Here is a 17,030-nt window from a genome sequence, read left to right as displayed (position 1 = left end):
CTCGTGTCCGGGCACGCGGGAGGAGATCCGATAAATGGTCGACCAGCAGCCGGGAGACACCACCCCGGCGGCCGGAATGCCCGACCCCACCCGGTTCGCCGGAACCGACGGGGCCGAGCCGCCGACCGCGGCGGTCCCCGGGCGGTGGAGCGGCGCGGCCATGGTGCCGGAGCCGTCGCCACGGCGATCCCGATGGTCGCGCATTCGCGACAGATTCACCGGTTCGGCTGACAGCGAAGACGACGACCGCACCGCCGTTCCGGCCGTCGACCCGTGGGCCGATCAGGACACCCCGGTGTGGGCGGAGGCGTATTCGACGTCGCCCGCCGGCCTGGCCCCCACCCCCGCGTCACCACCCACCCGGCTCGACAACCCCACCACCGTCGACGACCCGGCCCGGCGGGACAGCCCGGCTTCAGCGACCCGCGTCGAGCCGCCGACCCGCACCGACCCCTCTCCCGCCGCTCCGTCGTCAGCCGCGCCCCGAACCGCCGCTCCGTCGTCAGCCGCGCCCGCACCCACCGGTGCCACGCCGGGCGAGACGCCGGCGGGTACGGTTCCCGCCCAGCGGCCGGTCGACCGGAATGCCGGGCGCAGCGGGATTCCCGCGCCGGGCACCCTCACACCCTCGCCGGCCGGCTCCGGCCTGCCACCGAAACTCCGCGAATGGGGCGAACGCGCCGCGACGGAGGCGCCCGAGAAGCTCCGGACCTGGAGCCGGCAGGCAGCGGCCAAGGGCCAGGAGGTGGCCGCGACCGCACCGGGCAAGCTGCGTTCCTGGCGGCAGAAGGCCGCGACGATCGCGCCGCGGCGACAGCCGGCAGCGCGACCGGCGCCCCAGCCGGCGGCCCGCGGCCCGGTCCAGCCGCACGTCCCGCTGGGCCGGTCCCGGCCGCCGGTGACCCCGCCGTGGGCCGCTCCCCCGGCCCCGCCGCGGCCCCGGCGCCGGATGCGCAAGCTGCGGCGGCTCGTCCTGCTGCTGGTCGTCCTGGCCGCGCTGGTCACGGGCCGGCCGTACATTCAGGAGCACGTCCCGGGCCTGAACCAGTACCCGGTGACGGCCGTCCTGCCGGACTCGTTCGCCGATCTCAGCCTGCGCGACACCGCCGCCGGGGAGAAGGCCGCCCGCCGCCTCGCCGAGCAGCTGCAGGAGGCCGGGGCGGACGGGGAGGGGTTCGCCGGCCTCTACACCGACGCCCGGGGCAAGCGGGTCACCGTCTTCGGCGTCACCGGCCTGCGCCTGACCCCCGCCTCCGACCTGGACGGCCAGCTCAGCCGGCTGTCGGAGTCACTCGGGCTGAAGGACGTGCAGACGTACGACGCCGGCGAGTTCGGCCTGTACCAGCGGTGCGGGACCGGCCGCTTGGACGGCACGTCGGTGGTCGCCTGCGGCTGGGCCGATCACGGCAGCCTGGCCACGGTCCTGCTGACCCGCCGTTCCCTGGACGACAGCGCCGACCTGGTCATCCGTCTCCGCGAATCGGTCCTGGCGCCGGCCTGAACCGCACACCCCGGGCCGGAACCCGGCGCGGGCGTCGCGAAGCCACCGGTGGCCGCGATGCGGCCCGGGCCGGGCAGCCACGTCGCGCAGGGGGTCACGGGACGGGGTGGTCCGGCGCGGGGCGGCTCACGGCGTACCAGAAAGGGGTTATTCTCCGCGTTTGGGGGCGTAGCGGGGGATGTATTCCTGGCCGGTGAGCTTCTGGATCTCGGCCATCACCTGGTCGGTGAGTTCACGCAGCGCGGTCCGGTCGTCGGACCGTCCCACCGTCTCGATCGGTTTGCCGAATTTGACCGAGATGACGCCGCGCTGCAGCTTCGGGAAGAGGCGGCCGATGGGCTGGACCTTGTCGGTGCCGAGGACGCCGACCGGGATGATCGGGACGCCGGCGGCGACGGCCAGCCGGGCGACGCCGGTGCGGCCACGGTAGAGCCTGCCGTCGGGCGAGCGGGTCCCCTCGGGGTAGACGGCGACCAGGTCACCGCCGCTCAGCGCGGGGATCGCTGCGTCGAAGGCGGTGAGGGCGGCGCGGCCACCGGCCCGCTCGACCCGGATCGCGCCGACGCCGGCCATCAGCTGCCGGTTGAACCAGCCCTTGACGCCGGTGCCGGTGAAGTAGTCCGATTTCGCCCAGAACGCGAGATGACGCGGAACCACGGCGCCGAGGAGGAGTTCGTCGGCGACGGAGAGGTGGTTACCCGCGAAGATCGCTCCGCCGGTCTGCGGAATGTGCTCGATGCCTTCGACGTGCGGCCGCCAGCCGGTCATCAGCAACTTGCCGAGGGTGACCTTGCCGATTGAGTAGAGCAGCGGCAACTCGTCCTCCGGGACGCGTGGGGGGTGTGGTGCTGTGAGGTTAGCCGACAGTCGGCGCGATGTGCCCAGTGGCGTGGGCCCAGCCCGGATGTTCGCCCACACCAGGCGAACATCCGGGCCAATCGGTTGAATCACACGGCCGAGACGGCCACCCTGACCTGGTCTCCGTCGCCGACCTCGCCGGCGAAGCCGTCGGTCAGGTCGCCGAACGTCACCGACGTGGCGAGCGTCTCACCGGCGACGAACTCCCGGTACGCCTCGACCGCCGCCCGCACCGGCCCGGACGCCGACAGGGTCAGCGCGATCCGGTCGCTGACGTCCAGGTCCGCGTCCCGGCGGGCCTGCTGCACGACCCGGATCACGTCCCGGGCCAGACCTTCCGCGGCCAGTTCCGGGGTGACCACGGTGTCCAGCACGACAACGCCGCCACCGGCCGGCAGCGGAGCGGAGTTCGCCACGTCGGCGGCGACGAGCTTCAGCTCGTACTCCCCCTCGGCCAGGGTGACCCCGGCCGCGACCGGGGCGCCGTCGACGAGCTGCCAGTCGCCGCTCTTCACCGCCTTGATGACCTGCTGGACCTGCTTGCCGACCCGGGGGCCGAGCGCCCGCGGGACGACGGTGAGGACCTGCTGGCAGTACGCGGCGACATCGTCGGTGAAGACCACGTCCTTGACGTTGATCTCGTCCTTGAGCAGGTCACCGAGGCCGGCCAGCGCCGTTCCCGACGTGGTGGCCACGGTCGCCGACGCCAGCGGCAGCCGGACCCGCAGGCCCTTCGCCTTGCGCAGCGACAGGGCCGCCGAGGCGACGTCCCGGATCGCGTCCATCGCGGCGACCAGCTCGTGGTCGGCCGGGAACGTGTCCGCCGAGGGCCAGTCGGTCAGGTGCACCGAACGGCCACCGGTGAGGCCGCGCCAGATCTCCTCGGCGGTCAGCGGGGCGAGCGGGGCGACCACCCGGGTGAGGGTCTCCAGCACGGTGGCGAGGGTGTCGAAGGCGTCCTCGTCGCCGGCCCAGAAGCGGTCCCGGGAGCGGCGCACGTACCAGTTGGTCAGCGCGTCGAGGTAGTTCCGGACACTTGCCGCCGCACCCGAGATGTCGTAGTCATCCAGCTGTTTCTCGGCCTGGCGAACCAGCTCGTTCGTCTTGGCGAGGATGTAGCGATCGAGCAGGTGCGTGGAGTCGGTCCGGAATTTCGCCTCGTACGCCGAAGCATTGGCATAAAGGCTGAAGAAGTACCAGACGTTCCAGAGCGGCAGGAGCACCTGACGCACCGAATCGCGGATCGCCACCTCGGTCACCGGCATGTCGCCACCGCGGAGCACCGGAGACGACATCAGCATCCAGCGCATGGCGTCCGAGCCGTACGTGTCGAACACCCGGTACACGTCCGGGTAGTTCCGCAGAGACTTGGACATCTTGCGACCGTCCTCGCCCAGCAGGATGCCGTGGCTCAGGCAGTTGCGGAACGCCGGCCGGTCGAACAGCGCCGTGGCCAGCACATGCATGGTGTAGAACCAGCCTCGGGTCTGCCCGATGTACTCGACGATGAAGTCGCCCGGGTAGTGGTGCTCGAACCAGTCCTTGTTCTCGAACGGGTAGTGCACCTGCGCGAACGGCATCGACCCCGACTCGAACCAGCAGTCCAGCACCTCGGGGACGCGGCGCATGACCGACTTCCCGGTCGGGTCGTCCGGGTTGGGCCGGGTGAGCTCGTCCACGTAGGGGCGGTGCAGGTCGGTGACCCGTACCCCGAAGTCGCGTTCGATCTCGTCGTAGGAGCCGTAGACGTCCACCCGGGGGTACGACGGGTCGTCCGACTTCCACACCGGGATCGGCGAGCCCCAGAACCGGTTCCGGGAGATCGACCAGTCCCGGGCGTTCGCCAGCCACTTCCCGAACGAACCGTCCTTGATGTGCGACGGCGTCCAACTGATCTGCTGGTTCAGCTCGACCATCCGGTCCCGGAACGTCGACACCGCGACGAACCAGGACGACACCGCCTTGTAGACGAGCGGGGTGTCACAGCGCCAGCAGTGCGGGTACGAGTGCAGGTAGCCGTCGTGCCGCAGCACCACACCGCGCTCCTTGAGCGTGGCGATCACCGGCTTGTTCGCGTCGAAGACCTGCAGGCCCTGGTAGTCGGGGACCAGCGAGGTGAACCGGGTGTGGTCGTCCACGGTCACGACGGTCGGGATGCCGGCGGCGTTGCAGGCGTTCTGGTCGTCCTCACCGAACGCCGGCGCCATGTGGACGACGCCGGTGCCGTCCTCGGTGGTCACGAAGTCGGCGCCGAGGACCTGGAAGGCGTTCTCCCCGCCCTTCTCCACGAGGAAGTCGAAGAGTGAAGTGTAACGGCGCCCGACCAGCTCACTGCCCAGCACCGTGCCGACCTTTTCGAAACCTTCGAGCTCCTTGGCGTACGCGGCCAAGCGCCCCGCACCCACGATGAGCTTCTGCCCGTCCTCGTCCGCCAGAACGGCGTACTCGATGTCCGGGCCGACCGCCAGCGCCAGGTTGGACGGCAACGTCCACGGCGTGGTCGTCCAGACCGCGATGTCTTCGCCGGTCTCAAGTCGGAATTTTACGGTTAGAGCGGGATCGGTCCGGTCCCGGTAGACGTCGTCCATCCGGGTCTCGGTGTTGGACAGCGGCGTCTCGCACCGGAAGCAGTACGCCAGAACCCGGAACCCCTCGTACACCAGGCCCTTGTCATGCAGCGTCTTGAACGCCCACATGACCGATTCCATGTACTCCGGGTCGAGGGTCTTGTAGTCGTTCTCGAAGTCCACCCACCGGGCCTGGCGCGTGACGTACCGCTCCCAGTCCTTGGTGTAGGTCAGCACCGACGTGCGACAGGCCTCGTTGAACTTGTCGATGCCCAGGTCGACGATCTGCGCCTTGCTGGTGATGCCGAGCTGCTTCTCCGCCTCCACCTCGGCGGGCAGGCCGTGGGTGTCCCAGCCGAATCGGCGCTCGACCCGCCTGCCCCGCATCGTCTGGTAGCGCGGGACCAGGTCCTTCACGTACCCGGTGAAGAGGTGCCCGTAGTGCGGCAGGCCGTTGGCGAACGGCGGGCCGTCGTAGAAGACGTACTCGTTCGCGCCGTCCTCGCCGGCCGGGCGCTGCTCGACGGACGCCTCGAACGTCTTGTCGGCGGCCCAGTGTTCGAGGACCTCGCGCTCGACGGCCGGCAGGTCCGGGCTGGCCGGCACGCCGGTGGCGTCAGTGTGCTTCGGATAGGCCATCTGGTGTTTCCCCTCAAGCAGTTCACTTCTCGTGACTGCGAGGACGAGCCTGTCGCAGGCCCGCGGTACCACCTCGCTTGGCGGTCCTGGGAAACCGCCCGCTCATTTCGCCGGCGCACGCGCGTGCCGGTCCGCCCGGTTCTACTAGGGGGTGAGCCCGTTCTTCCGAAGGCTCCCCGGTGATGGCCGGTTCAAAGCCCGCGTGCCGACCACGATACCGGCCCGAGCCGGTCTCCTGAAATCCGTTTCCGGGCGGCGGCCGACCGGCGCGAATGATCGGTCTCGGACAATACCTGCCGATCACCGACGCGGCGGAGAACTGCCCGGCCCTTCGGCGCCGGGCACGGCCGCCGCACCGCCGGGACTCCTCGCGGCGGAGTCCCGGCGCCCGGCCGGCCCGGAACAGTTGAAGATCCGACAGTTCCTCAGAGCTTGGGGAACCAGAGGGCCAGCTCGCGCTCCGCGCTCTCCGGGGAGTCCGAGGCGTGCACCAGGTTCTCCCGGTTCGAGAGCGCCAGATCGCCACGGATCGTGCCGGCGGCCGCCTTACGGCCGTCGGTCGCGCCGATCATCGCGCGGACCACCTCGATGACCGAGTCGCCGGAGAGGACCAAGGCGGCCAGCGGGCCACTCGTCATGAAGTCCTTCAGCGGCGGGTAGAAGGCCTTGTCCACATGCTCGGCATAGTGGGCGTCGGCCAGCGACGCGTCCATCGTGCGCAACTCCAGCGCTTCGACGACCAGGCCCTTACGCTCGAAACGGGACAGAATCTCACCGAGGAGCCCGCGGCGGACCGCGTCGGGCTTGATGAGGACGAGCGAACGCTCGGTGGTGCTGGACACGCAGTTCCTCCGTTGCAAGGGCAGGCCGACACGCGGGAGTTCAGCCTATCGGTACCGCGAACGGGGCGAGCGGCGATGTCCGGACCGGCGCACTTTCGCGGACGCGCCGCCGGGTCATAACCTGACGGGAACTACCGGGAGGTCCACAGTGGCGAACCAGACCGGCCGGCCCATCGCCCCGGCGCGCAGACTGGTGGCGGCGATCATCGCCACGCTGGCGATCTTTGTGATCGTTTTCGGTCTCGGCATGGGGAGTCCGCCGGTCGCCGTGTTCGGCGTCGCGGTGCTCGCCGTGGCCGTCGTCGTCGCGTTCATGAAGGTGTCCCGCCGCGGCCGCGCCACCGTGGCCGGCACCGCCGAGGTCAAGTCGATCACCCCGGCCCCGGTCGCCGGGGCGTACGGCCGCGCCACCCTCGAACTCATCGTGGTCGCGCCCGGCCTCGGCGCCTTCGACACGATCGTCCGCGAGTCCCGGGTCCCGGTGGAGAAATGGCCGCTGCCCGGCACCACCGTGCCGATCACCGTCGACGTCGACGACACCCGGCGGGTGCGGGTCAACTGGCGCGACGCCCCGGCCCGCCTCGAGGGCGAGGACCCGCCGCCGCCACCGCAGCCGCAAGCCGCCTCGCGCCCGGACAACGAACTCGACGACGAACTGTTCGGCGCCGTCGACCCCGCCCCGTGGGAGGGCCGCCGCGACGACTGGGACGTCGACTCCGGCGATCCGCCGCCCCCGCCGCCGCCCGGGTCCGGTCCGCGGGCGGCTGCCACCACGTACGCCCGCCGCACCGCCACACCCGTCGTGGTCCGCGACACCCCGGCCGGCACCATCGTCGAGGGCCAGGTGGTCGGCGCCGACGAGGAGCCCCCGCCGCTGCCCCGCCGGGCGGGCAACGCCCGCCGTTTCGGGTCGCGGCCCGCCGCCGCCACCCCGGTCGGCCCGGACGACCCCGACGACCAGCCACCCCCGTCCTGGACCGACCCGGACCTGAACGCGGACCTCGACCTCGACGACGATCTCACCGCCGACACGAGCCCGCGCCCCACTTCCGAGCGGCGGTCCGACCCCGCCTCTCCGGGCGAACCGAATCCCTCGGACAATCCAGACTTTCACCCCAAGCCGGCTGATCCTGATGTTTCGGGTGGGCCGGGCGATCCTGGCTTTTCGACCACACCAGCCGATCCCGATGGCCCGCCCTCACCGGCCGACCACGACGAGTCCCGCCCGGCACGGTCCACCGCCGGCATCGACCCGGAACCCACTCGCCCGGCCGCCTTCTCCGAAACGGGTCCGACCCTCATCACATCCCCCGCTCCGGACGAGGGTCGGCAACCACCCGGCGGCAGCGCGTACACCGGTTTCGCCTCCCGCACCCCTTCGGGCGCGGCCTCCGGCCGACCGCCCGGCGCCCCACCGAGCCCCCGCCCGCGTGCGGCTTCCAGCGCCACGGCGTTCCACCAAACCCCTTCCGCCGGTACGCCCACCACGCTCAACCGCCCCACCAGCGCGGACACGCATGCCGAACACGAGGCCGGCTCCGCCACCACGACCACCACCACCGCCGTGCCGCAGACCGCCACGGGCGTCCCACCCCAGGCCGCGCCGACGGCCCCACCGGCCCAGCGAACCTCCACCGAGTCACGCACCAGCACTCCGGCCGAACCCGACCCCCTGATCGACCTGGACCTGGACGGCCCACCCACGCAGCCCCTGCCGACCAGCGCTCCCACAGCCGCCGGCCCGGCCGCGGAACGCACCACCACAGACTCCACCGCCCCAGCTGACCGAACCGGCACCTCCACGGACCCCGCCACCCCCGGCGCCTCCACGGACCGGGTCACCGCCGGCACCTTCGCGGATCCGGCCACAAGCAGTTCCGCGGACCGGGAGACCATCGGCAGCTCAGCTGACCCCGCCGCCGACGCCACGAACCGGACGGCCACGGCCAGCGAGGCCACGGACCGGGCCGGCACCACAGATCCCGCCGCCGGCACGACCGACGCACGGACCACCGCCGCGGGCGCAGCGGCCGCAGGTGTTGCCGCCGCGGGCGCCACCGCTGCCGCCGCTCGTTCGGCGGCTCCCGCACAACCGACCGCCGAAACCCGGACGAACCCACCCCGGCCTCGGGCCGAATCCGCAACCACCCGTTCCTCCAGCGGAGACATCCCGGCGCAGCCCACCAAGCCGTCTCGGAGCGGACCCGTCACTTCCGGCCGTCCTTCCGGGACGTCCGACTACGGGCGCAGTCCCGAGACATCCGGCTCCGGGCGCGCCCCCGAGACGTCCGGACGCAGCCGTTCCACCGGCCCCGTCGACCCGGTCTCACCTGCGACGCGCGTCCCGCGCCGCCCCGGGGAAACGCCGCCACCCCCGCCGGCTCCCCGCCCGGCCGACGCTCCGGCACCCCCGCCACCGCCGGTTCCCCGCCCGGGCCACGCCGCCCCACCGCCTCCGGCACACCGTTCCCGCCCTGCCACCTCCGACCGCGAGCAGGGCAGAGGGCCCACCGCACCAGCCAGGGAGCAAAGCGCCCGCCCTTCCCCCGAACAGAACGTTCGGTCTACCCCCTCGTCCCGTGGTCAGACCGTGCCGGCCCCGGAGGAGAACCCACGCCCCGCCCGCGAACAGGACACCCGCTCCGCCGCCCAGTCCCGCGAGCAGGAGGCCTGGGCCCGTCCTTCCCACACCACCCCACCACCGGCACCACCGATCCCCCCGGCGCAGAGCCCGGTCTCCCGGCGCCCTCAACCGGACGAACGCTGGGCCGCCCCCGCCCGCCCTGCCTCCGCTGCTGATACACAGCCGCCGTCCGCCCAGCCGATCTCCCCAGCCGCGAAACGCCCGGCCCAGGAACCCGGCATCCCCTGGGCTCCACCCGCCCGCCCGGCATCGGAACACTCCACCGCGGAAAGCAGCACCGCACAGCCGGACAGCGACCCGACTGACACCGAGCCACCGACCAGCGCAGCCCGAGTCAGCGAGCCCGCCGGCGACGACACCGGGAACCGGCCGGATACTTCGACCACCGGTGACCCCCAGTCGACGGCGCGAGCCACCGAGTACGACAACCCGTGGGCGCCACCACCCTCCACCGGACAGGCAGCCACTCCGATCCCGCCGAACGTCGACGCCCGGCCGCTCGGCAGCCGTACCCGGTTCTTCATGCAGCCGGGCGACGACGCCGACGTCCCTTCGACGACCGCAGCCCCGGAAGGCACCTCGCCGCCGGCGCGCACCGCCCGCCCGGAGGCAGCCGTACCGACGCGGGCCGACGAGGTCGCGACGCCGGCCGGAACAGCATGGCCCGACGAAGCCGCGCCCCCCGCCCGGCCGATCCCGCGCCCGGAGGAGGGCGACGACCGGCCCTCCGCAACGCCGGTCACACGGCCGGAGGAAGACAGGACGCCCCCGGTGGCGCGACCGGTCCGGCCGGAGCCTGCCGCAACCGCCTACCCGGCACAGCCGCGACCGGAGCCGACCCCCTCGTCCGCGCCGCACGCGCCGGCGCCGGTCTCGTCGGCGCCGCATGCCCCGTCCCCGGTGACGCCGCCGCCGGCAGCTCCGGTCCCGGATCGCCTGTTCCCGAGCGCGCCCCGGCCGACCATCGCCCACGACGACGGGTCGCTTCCCGGTATCGACCAGATCGACATCCCGCTCGACCCGGATTTCCCGATCGGCGCCGACCTGCCGATCCACGACAACCCCGAGCCGACCCCGGAGAACCGGCCGCAGGCTTCCGGCGCCCGATCCGACGGCATCATCACGCCCCCGCCCACCGAGCCGTCCCCGCAGGACCGCGCACACCCGCCGTCCGCCACGCAGCCGTCTCCGGGGGATCCCACCGTTCCAGCCCCGATGCCGGGCCGGTCCGGCCAGCAGGCCGCCGGCCAGCGGCTCGTCAGCGGAACCGGACCGCAGCCCGCCGGCGCCACGTCACCGGGAACGGCAGGTCAGCGGCTCGTCAGCGGAACCGGGCCCCAGCCGGCGCAACCACGCGAGCCCCGAAGTCAGGCGCCGATGCCCCACCCGTCCGCCCTCCGGGACGGGATCATCGGTGTGGCGGTGGGCCGGGCTGCCGTCTCGCCGGACGCGTTCCCGACGGCGCACTCCGACGACGTCACGGACGACGACGAGCAGCGCCAGGGCAGCCCGTGGGGTGATTTCAGCGGCCGCCGCCAGCCCGACGAGCGCGCCGGTGACGTGATCACCGCCTACCCGAGCGCCCGCCCCGGCCCGGCCGGTGCGATTCACGGTGTCGGCATCACCATTCTCGTCACCGATCTGGAACGGTCGATGCGGTTCTACCGGGACACGCTCGGCTTCTTCGAGATCGACAACGGGGACGGCAGCGCCGTGCTGGCTTCGGGCGACACGCGGCTGGTGTTGCGTACCGTGCACAATCTGACGTCCGACGCGGGCCGCCTGATCTATCTGAATCTGGAGGTCGGCGACATCGAAGCGATTCACGCCGAGCTTCGTGACAAGGGCGTCAAGTTCGTCCACTCGCCCCGCGCGGTGAACCGTGGCGACAAGCTGGAACTGTGGTCGGCCACTTTCCGTGACCCGGACAACCACAACATCGCCATCACCCAGTGGCGCGCCGTCGGCTGACTTACGAAAGAGCCGCGACCAGCGGTTTTCCGCTGGTCGCGGCTCAATTCACGATCAACCCAGGATGGTACGGCGTACGTGCAGCGCGTACGCCCACGCCAGCCCGAAGATCACGCCGACCGCCGCGAGCGTCCAGTGCAGGAAACCGCCCGCGATCAGCAGCACCTGAACGGCGGTCCCGGCACCCCACGCCCAGCTTCGTCTCATGCAGCCGGCCACCACGACCGCGGCCGCCGCCAGCACGAGGACCACCGCGATCGCCGGGCCGCTGCGGTCCCCGGCGATCACCGTCAGTGGCGCGATCATGAGAAGCATCACGATCACTTCGAGGGACAGGGTTCCGGCGCCGAGGCCACGTACCGCGGCCTGGGGGTTGCGAAGCCCGGACGGCCGTGGCCCCGCGGCAGCCGGAGTCGTCTCGGCAGACATCGCGTCCTCCTCCGGACCGGTCACCGTTTGAGCAGTTTCCGCGCGTCGGCGACGGTCACCACCGAACCGGTGATCAGCACGCCGACCCCGCTCAGCTCCCCGGACGCGTCCTCTTCGGCGAGAACCACCGCTTCCTCGATGGCGTCCGGCATGTCCGAGGCGACCGTCACGCGATCCTCCCCGAAGACCTCGATCGCCAGCCGGCCGAGCTCGACGGCGGGCAGAGCGCGCGGAGAGCTGTTCTGGGTGACGACGATCCGCGCGACCACCGGCTCGAGGAGTTCGAGCAGGCCGGTCACGTCCTTGTCGCCGAGCACCGACAGCACCGCCACCAGGTGCCGGAAGGTGAACTCCTCCTCCAGCGCGGCGACCGTGGCGGTCATCCCGTGCGGGTTGTGCGCGCCGTCGAGCAGAATGGTCGGCGCGCTGCGGACCCGTTCGAGCCGGCCGGGCGAGTCGACCCGAGCGAAACCCTCCCGGACCAGGTCGGCTTCGAGCTGCTTGCCGGGCCCGGCGCCGAGGAACGCTTCGACCGCGGCGAGCGCGATGGCGGCGTTCTGCGCCTGGTGGGCGCCGAAGAGGGGCAGGAAGATCTCGTGGTACGCGCCACCGAGCCCTTGCAGGCTCAGCAGCTGCCCACCGACCGCCTGATGCCGCTCGATGACGCCGAACTCGCTGCCCTCGCGGGCCAGGGTCGCGCCCATGTCCGCACAGCGTTCGAGGATCGGCCGCATGGCCTCCTCGGTCTGCAGCGCCGTGACGACGGTGGCGCCGTGGTGGATGATGCCGACCTTGTGCCAGGCGATGTCCTCGATCGTGTCACCGAGCCACTCGGTGTGGTCGAGCCCGATCGGGGTGAGCACGCACACGCCCGCCTCGATGACGTTGGTGGCGTCCTCCTCGCCGCCGAGCCCGACCTCGACGACCGCGATGTCGACGGGAGCGTCAGCGAACGCCGCGTACGCCATGGCCGTCGTCATGTCGAAGTAGGTCAGCGGCTCGGGGTTACGGGCGTCGATCAGCTCAGCCAGCGGCGCCACGTCGTTGTAGGTGGCGACGAAGCGCTCCTCGGAGACCGGCTCGCCGTCCAGGCTGATCCGCTCGCGGACCGTCTCCAGGTGCGGGCTGGTGTAGCGGCCGGTGTGCAGCCCGTGCGCCTGGAGCAGCGAGTCGATCATCCGGGCCGTGCTGGTCTTGCCGTTGGTGCCGGTCAGGTGGATCGCCGGGTAGGCCCGCTGCGGGCTGCCCAGCACGTCCATCAGGTCCCGGATCTTCTGCATGTCGAAGACCATGCGGGTGAAGCCGCGCTCGTTCAGCGCGGCCTCGGCCTCGTTGTAGTCGCTCATGATGCGGGCAGCGCCTGGAGAGCGGCAGCGATCCGGACCAGATCGGCCTCGGCCGCCGCGAGCCGGTCCTTGATCTTCGCGACCACCTGTTCCGGGGCCTTCCCGATGAACGACTCGTTGCCGAGCTTGGCCCGGCACTGGGTCGCCTCCTTCTCGGCGGCGGCCCGGTCCTTCTCCAGGCGGGCCCGCTCGGCGGCCACGTCGATGGCGCCGCGGGTGTCCAGGTCGACGGTCACCCCACCGGTCACCGCGAGGGTGGCGGTGGTGGCGAAGTCGGCGCCGGGCGCGTCGAGCCGGGCCAGCGAACGGATCAGCGGCTCGTGCGCGCCGATGCCGACGTTGCCCAGGCCGGTGAGCGCGGCGGTGACCCGCTGGCTCGGCTTGAGCCCCTGGTCGGAACGGAACCGGCGGACCTCGGTGACCACCTTCTGCAGGGCGGCCAGCTCCTCCTCGGCGGCGTCGTCGATGAGCGCCTGGTCGACCGTCGGCCAGGCCGCCTTCATCAGGGTCTCGCCGCCGGTGAGGGCGATCCACAGCTCCTCGGTGACGAACGGGATGACCGGGTGCAGCAGCCGCAGCAGCTGGTCCAGCACGTGCCCGAGGACCCGCCGGCTGCGCTGCGCCTCGACGGTGTCCGAGGCCAGGACCGGCTTGCTCAGCTCCAGGTACCAGTCGCAGACGTCGTCCCACGCGAAGTGGTAGAGGGCGTCACAGACCTTCGCGTACTCGTACGCCGCGAAGTAGCCGTCCACCTCGGCGGTGACGTGCTGCAGCCGGGACAGGACCCACCGGTCGATGGCGGACAGCTCGCTCGGCGCCGGCAGGTCACCGCTGACCGTGGCGCCGTTCATCATGGCGAACCGGGTCGCGTTCCACAGCTTGTTGCAGAAGTTGCGGGAGCCCTGGCACCACTCCTCGCTGATCGGGACGTCGGAGCCGGGGTTGGCGCCGCGGGCCAGCGTGAAGCGGGTGGCGTCGGCGCCGTACCGGTCGATCCAGTCAAGCGGGTCGACGACGTTGCCGAACGACTTCGACATCTTCTTGCCGAACTGGTCGCGGACCATGCCGTGCAGGTTCACCACGTCGAACGGCTGCTTGCCGTCCATCGCGTAGAGCCCGAACATCATCATCCGGGCGACCCAGAAGAACAGGATGTCGTAGCCGGTGACCAGGACACTGGTCGGGTAGAACTTCTCCAGGTCGGCGGTCTGCTCCGGCCAGCCCAGCGTGGAGAACGGCCACAGACCCGAGGAGAACCAGGTGTCGAGGACGTCCTCGTCCTGGTGCCAGCCCTCGCCGGTGGGAGGCTGCTCGTCCGGCCCGACGCAGACGATCTGGCCCTCCGGGCCGTACCACACCGGGATCCGGTGGCCCCACCACAGCTGCCGGGAGATGCACCAGTCGTGCATGTTGTCGACCCAGGCGAAGTACCGCTTGGACAGCTCCACCGGCTCGATCTTGACCCGGCCGTCCCGGACCGCGTCACCGGCGGCCTGCGCGAGCGGCTTGGTGTTGACGAACCACTGCAGCGACAGCCGCGGCTCGACGGTCGTCTTGCACCGCGAGCAGTGGCCGACCGAGTGCAGGTAAGGCCGCTTCTCCGCGACGATCCGGCCCTGCTCACGCAGCGCGGCCACGATGGCGGGGCGGGCCTCATAACGATCAAGACCTTCGAACGGCCCGGGTACGGTGATGACCGCGCGCTCGTTCATGATGGCGGGGCTCGGCAGCCCGTGCCGTTGGCCGATCTCGAAGTCGTTCGGGTCGTGGGCCGGGGTCACCTTCACCGCGCCGGTCCCGAACGACGGGTCGACGTGCTCGTCCGCCACGATCGGGATGCGCCGGCCGGTCAGCGGCAGCTCCACCTCGGTGCCGATCAGGTGCTTGTACCGCTCGTCGTCGGGGTGCACGGCCACCGCGGTGTCACCGAGCATCGTCTCGGCCCGGGTGGTGGCGACGACGATCGAGTTCTCCCCCTCGCCGTAGCGGATCGAGACCAGCTCGCCCTCGTCGTCGGTGTGTTCCACCTCGATGTCGCTGAGCGCGGTCAGGCAGCGCGGGCACCAGTTGATGATCCGGTTGGCCCGGTAGATCAACCCGTCGTCGAACATCTTCTTGAAGATCGTCTGCACGGCCCGGGAGAGGCCCTCGTCCATCGTGAAACGCTCACGCGACCAGTCGACGGAGTCACCCAGCCGCCGCATCTGGCCGAGGATCTTGCCGCCGGACTCGGCCTTCCACTCCCAGACCCGCTCCACGAACTTCTCGCGGCCCAGGTCGTGCCGGGACATCTGCTGGGCGGCGAGCTGCCGCTCCACCACGTTCTGCGTGGCGATGCCGGCGTGGTCCATGCCGGGCAGCCACAGCACCTCGAAGCCCTGCATCCGCTTGAGGCGGACCAGGGTGTCCTGGATCGTGTGGTCGAGGGCGTGCCCCACGTGCAGCGAGCCGGTCACGTTCGGCGGCGGGATCACGATCGTGAACGGCGGCTTGTCACTTTTCGGGTCCGCCGTGAAGTAGCCCTCCGATACCCACCGCTCGTACCGCCGCTGCTCTACCTCGCCCGGCTGGTACTGGGCGGAGAGGCCACCGGTGGGCCGGCTGTCGGGGGTACGGGGTTCGGTCGCATCGGTCACCCGACAAGTCTACGGATCCCCACCGGCCGCCCCCATTCGCACCTCCTCCGGACGACGCGCACGCCCCGAATCGCGGTCCAACCACTCCCGCTCCCCTTGGTCACCCGCGATAGGCTCGCCTGATGTCGGACCGCGGCCAGCCCACCCAAGCCTCCCCCGATCCCATCCAGGATCCCGCCGAGGCCCCCGCCGTCGCGGCCCAGCCCTCCCCCGACACCGTTCCCAGCGCCCAGGTCCCCGCTCCTAGCGCCCCGGTCACGGCTCCTAGCGCCCCGGTCCCTGATCCCAGCGCCTCGGCTCCTGATCTCAGCGTCCCGGTCCCCGCTCCCGGCGCTCAGGACCCCGATCCCAGCGCTCAGGACCCGGATCCCAGCGTCCCGGACCCCCATCCCGGCGCCCCGGACCCCCATCCCGGCGCCCCGGTCGCCGTTCCCGGCGCCTCGGTCCTCGCACCGGCCGAGGCGAGCGCCCACACTTCCGAACGGCATGTCGAGCTGAGCGCCGGCGACCACGGCGAGGACACTCCGTTCCGCCTGACCGCCCCCGACGACGACGAGCCCACTCCCGCCGCCACCCCCCGCAGCCGCCGGACCCGCACCATCGTCCTGTCGACCCTGCTCGTCGTGGCCCTGGCGGGCGCCGTCACCATCGGCTGGTTCGGCTGGCAGGTGAACACCCAGCGCCAGACCAACCTCTCCACCCCCACCAAGATCGGCACCCTGGCCCTCGACGACAGCGAGGAGGCCACCGCAACCGCCGACTATCTGCAGAGCGCCCTCTCCGCCGAGATCTCCATGACCAAGGCCGTCGGCGCCGTCTACACGGACACCGCGGAGAAGACCGTCCTCTTCTTCGGCGGAACCACCCTCCTGTGGTCCCCCGAAAGCGACCTGGACTCCGCCTTCTCCCTCGTCAGCGACGACCAGGGCGCCGTCACCAACCTCCACGAGGTCGACGCCGGCCCTCTCGGCGGAACCATGAAGTGCGGCCTCACCACTTCCTCCGACGGCGACATCACCGTCTGCGGCTGGGCCGACCACGGCAGCCTCGCCCTCGCCATGTTCCCCAACCGCACCGAGCCCGAGGCCGCCCCTCTGATGCGCACCCTCCGCTCCGCCATCCAAACCCGCAACTAACCAGCCCTACTCTCTTTCCTGCCCCACCACCTCTCGAGCCGTCCCTCAGCCCGCCTACCACCACTCACAAACGAGCCTGAGCGACGGCCGGACTCCTCAGCCGTCGCCCGGGCCGCTCGTCGGTGCTTGCATAGGGCACCTCAGCGACGGCTCGAGGGGTCGGCCGTCGCTGAGGTGCCCTATGGAACCTGGGTAGCGGGTCTCGGCGACGGCTGGCGACCGGAGGGCGCTGCGGGCCGGGGGTGGCCGGAGACCCTTCGCGGGCCTGGCGTTCGGCTGGGGGCCTTGCTGTCAGTAGCGACGTCCGCATTTCTATCCGCGGCCAGCGCACCTGCCGCAGCCACGGTCCGGGCCTCTGGGGGGGGTTCGGGATTGGCGTGGGCCGCCAGCCACGCCCGGGTGGTTGTGGCCTAGGTTTTGCCGGCGGTGGTGCCCACGAAGGGATCAAGCCTGACCGCCCT

Annotated in this window: 9 protein-coding genes; 3 read left to right on the top strand and 6 right to left on the bottom strand. The window is 71.7% G+C overall.

Annotated elements, in window-relative coordinates:
• Nucleotides 1–34: 34 nt before the first annotated feature.
• Nucleotides 35–1,501, top strand: a complete 1,467-nt coding sequence (locus ACZ3II_RS41750) for a hypothetical protein (RefSeq protein ID WP_465526106.1) — start codon at nt 35–37, stop codon at nt 1,499–1,501.
• Nucleotides 1,502–1,648: 147 nt separating this feature from the next.
• Here the strand turns inward: ACZ3II_RS41750 and ACZ3II_RS41745 are convergent, their stop codons facing one another.
• The 3 genes from ACZ3II_RS41745 to ndk all read right to left on the bottom strand — a co-directional run bounded on the left by ACZ3II_RS41745 (nt 1,649) and on the right by ndk (nt 6,407).
• The gene (locus tag ACZ3II_RS41745; RefSeq protein ID WP_465526104.1) at nt 1,649–2,317 is read right to left on the bottom strand and encodes a lysophospholipid acyltransferase family protein; all 669 of its coding nucleotides are present in this window, start codon (nt 2,315–2,317) and stop codon (nt 1,649–1,651) included.
• 131 nt (nt 2,318–2,448) lie between these two features.
• Nucleotides 2,449–5,565 (bottom strand): isoleucine--tRNA ligase, encoded by a 3,117-nt coding sequence (gene ileS, locus ACZ3II_RS41740; RefSeq protein ID WP_465526102.1) that lies wholly within the window; start codon nt 5,563–5,565, stop codon nt 2,449–2,451.
• Nucleotides 5,566–5,990: 425 nt separating this feature from the next.
• A complete protein-coding gene (ndk, locus tag ACZ3II_RS41735) occupies nt 5,991–6,407 on the bottom strand; it encodes a nucleoside-diphosphate kinase (RefSeq protein WP_043526307.1) in 417 nt (138 codons plus the stop codon).
• Nucleotides 6,408–6,555: 148 nt separating this feature from the next.
• Between ndk and ACZ3II_RS41730 the strand changes: the two genes are divergently transcribed.
• Nucleotides 6,556–11,022 carry a VOC family protein gene (locus ACZ3II_RS41730; RefSeq protein WP_465526100.1) on the top strand — a complete coding sequence of 1,489 codons (4,467 nt, stop codon included), beginning with the start codon at nt 6,556–6,558 and terminating at the stop codon, nt 11,020–11,022.
• A gap of 54 nt (nt 11,023–11,076) precedes the next feature.
• Here ACZ3II_RS41730 and ACZ3II_RS41725 read toward each other — a convergent pair whose 3' ends face one another.
• Genes ACZ3II_RS41725 through ACZ3II_RS41715 form a run of 3 tightly spaced genes read right to left on the bottom strand, consistent with a single transcriptional unit; the run spans nt 11,077 to nt 15,433 of the window.
• Nucleotides 11,077–11,451 carry a DUF4233 domain-containing protein gene (locus ACZ3II_RS41725; RefSeq protein WP_465526098.1) on the bottom strand — a complete coding sequence of 125 codons (375 nt, stop codon included), beginning with the start codon at nt 11,449–11,451 and terminating at the stop codon, nt 11,077–11,079.
• Between the two features lie 20 nt (nt 11,452–11,471).
• Nucleotides 11,472–12,797, bottom strand: coding sequence for a bifunctional folylpolyglutamate synthase/dihydrofolate synthase (locus ACZ3II_RS41720; protein WP_465526096.1), 1,326 nt, complete (start codon nt 12,795–12,797; stop codon nt 11,472–11,474).
• Nucleotides 12,794–15,433 carry a valine--tRNA ligase gene (locus tag ACZ3II_RS41715; protein WP_465526094.1) on the bottom strand — a complete coding sequence of 880 codons (2,640 nt, stop codon included), beginning with the start codon at nt 15,431–15,433 and terminating at the stop codon, nt 12,794–12,796. The genes ACZ3II_RS41720 and ACZ3II_RS41715 overlap by 4 nt, the downstream gene beginning before the upstream one ends.
• A 122-nt stretch (nt 15,434–15,555) precedes the next feature.
• Between ACZ3II_RS41715 and ACZ3II_RS41710 the strand changes: the two genes are divergently transcribed.
• A complete protein-coding gene (locus ACZ3II_RS41710) occupies nt 15,556–16,569 on the top strand; it encodes a hypothetical protein (RefSeq protein WP_465526092.1) in 1,014 nt (337 codons plus the stop codon).
• Nucleotides 16,570–17,030 lie beyond the last annotated feature (461 nt).

This window comes from Actinoplanes sp. NPDC019969, from assembly GCF_055562375.1.
Note: the sequence above shows the minus strand (reverse complement) of the source record. Positions and strands in the feature narration are given on the sequence as shown.

Bases quoted from the DNA above. Each gene is read 5' to 3' on its own strand.
- ACZ3II_RS41750 (WP_465526106.1), top strand. From the start codon at position 35: ATGGTCGACCAGCAGCCGGGAGACACCACCCCGGCGGCCGGAATGCCC.
- ileS (WP_465526102.1), bottom strand. From the start codon at position 5,565: ATGGCCTATCCGAAGCACACTGACGCCACCGGCGTGCCGGCCAGCCCG.
- ACZ3II_RS41725 (WP_465526098.1), bottom strand. From the start codon at position 11,451: ATGTCTGCCGAGACGACTCCGGCTGCCGCGGGGCCACGGCCGTCCGGG.
- ACZ3II_RS41720 (WP_465526096.1), bottom strand. From the start codon at position 12,797: ATGAGCGACTACAACGAGGCCGAGGCCGCGCTGAACGAGCGCGGCTTC.
- ACZ3II_RS41710 (WP_465526092.1), top strand. From the start codon at position 15,556: ATGTCGGACCGCGGCCAGCCCACCCAAGCCTCCCCCGATCCCATCCAG.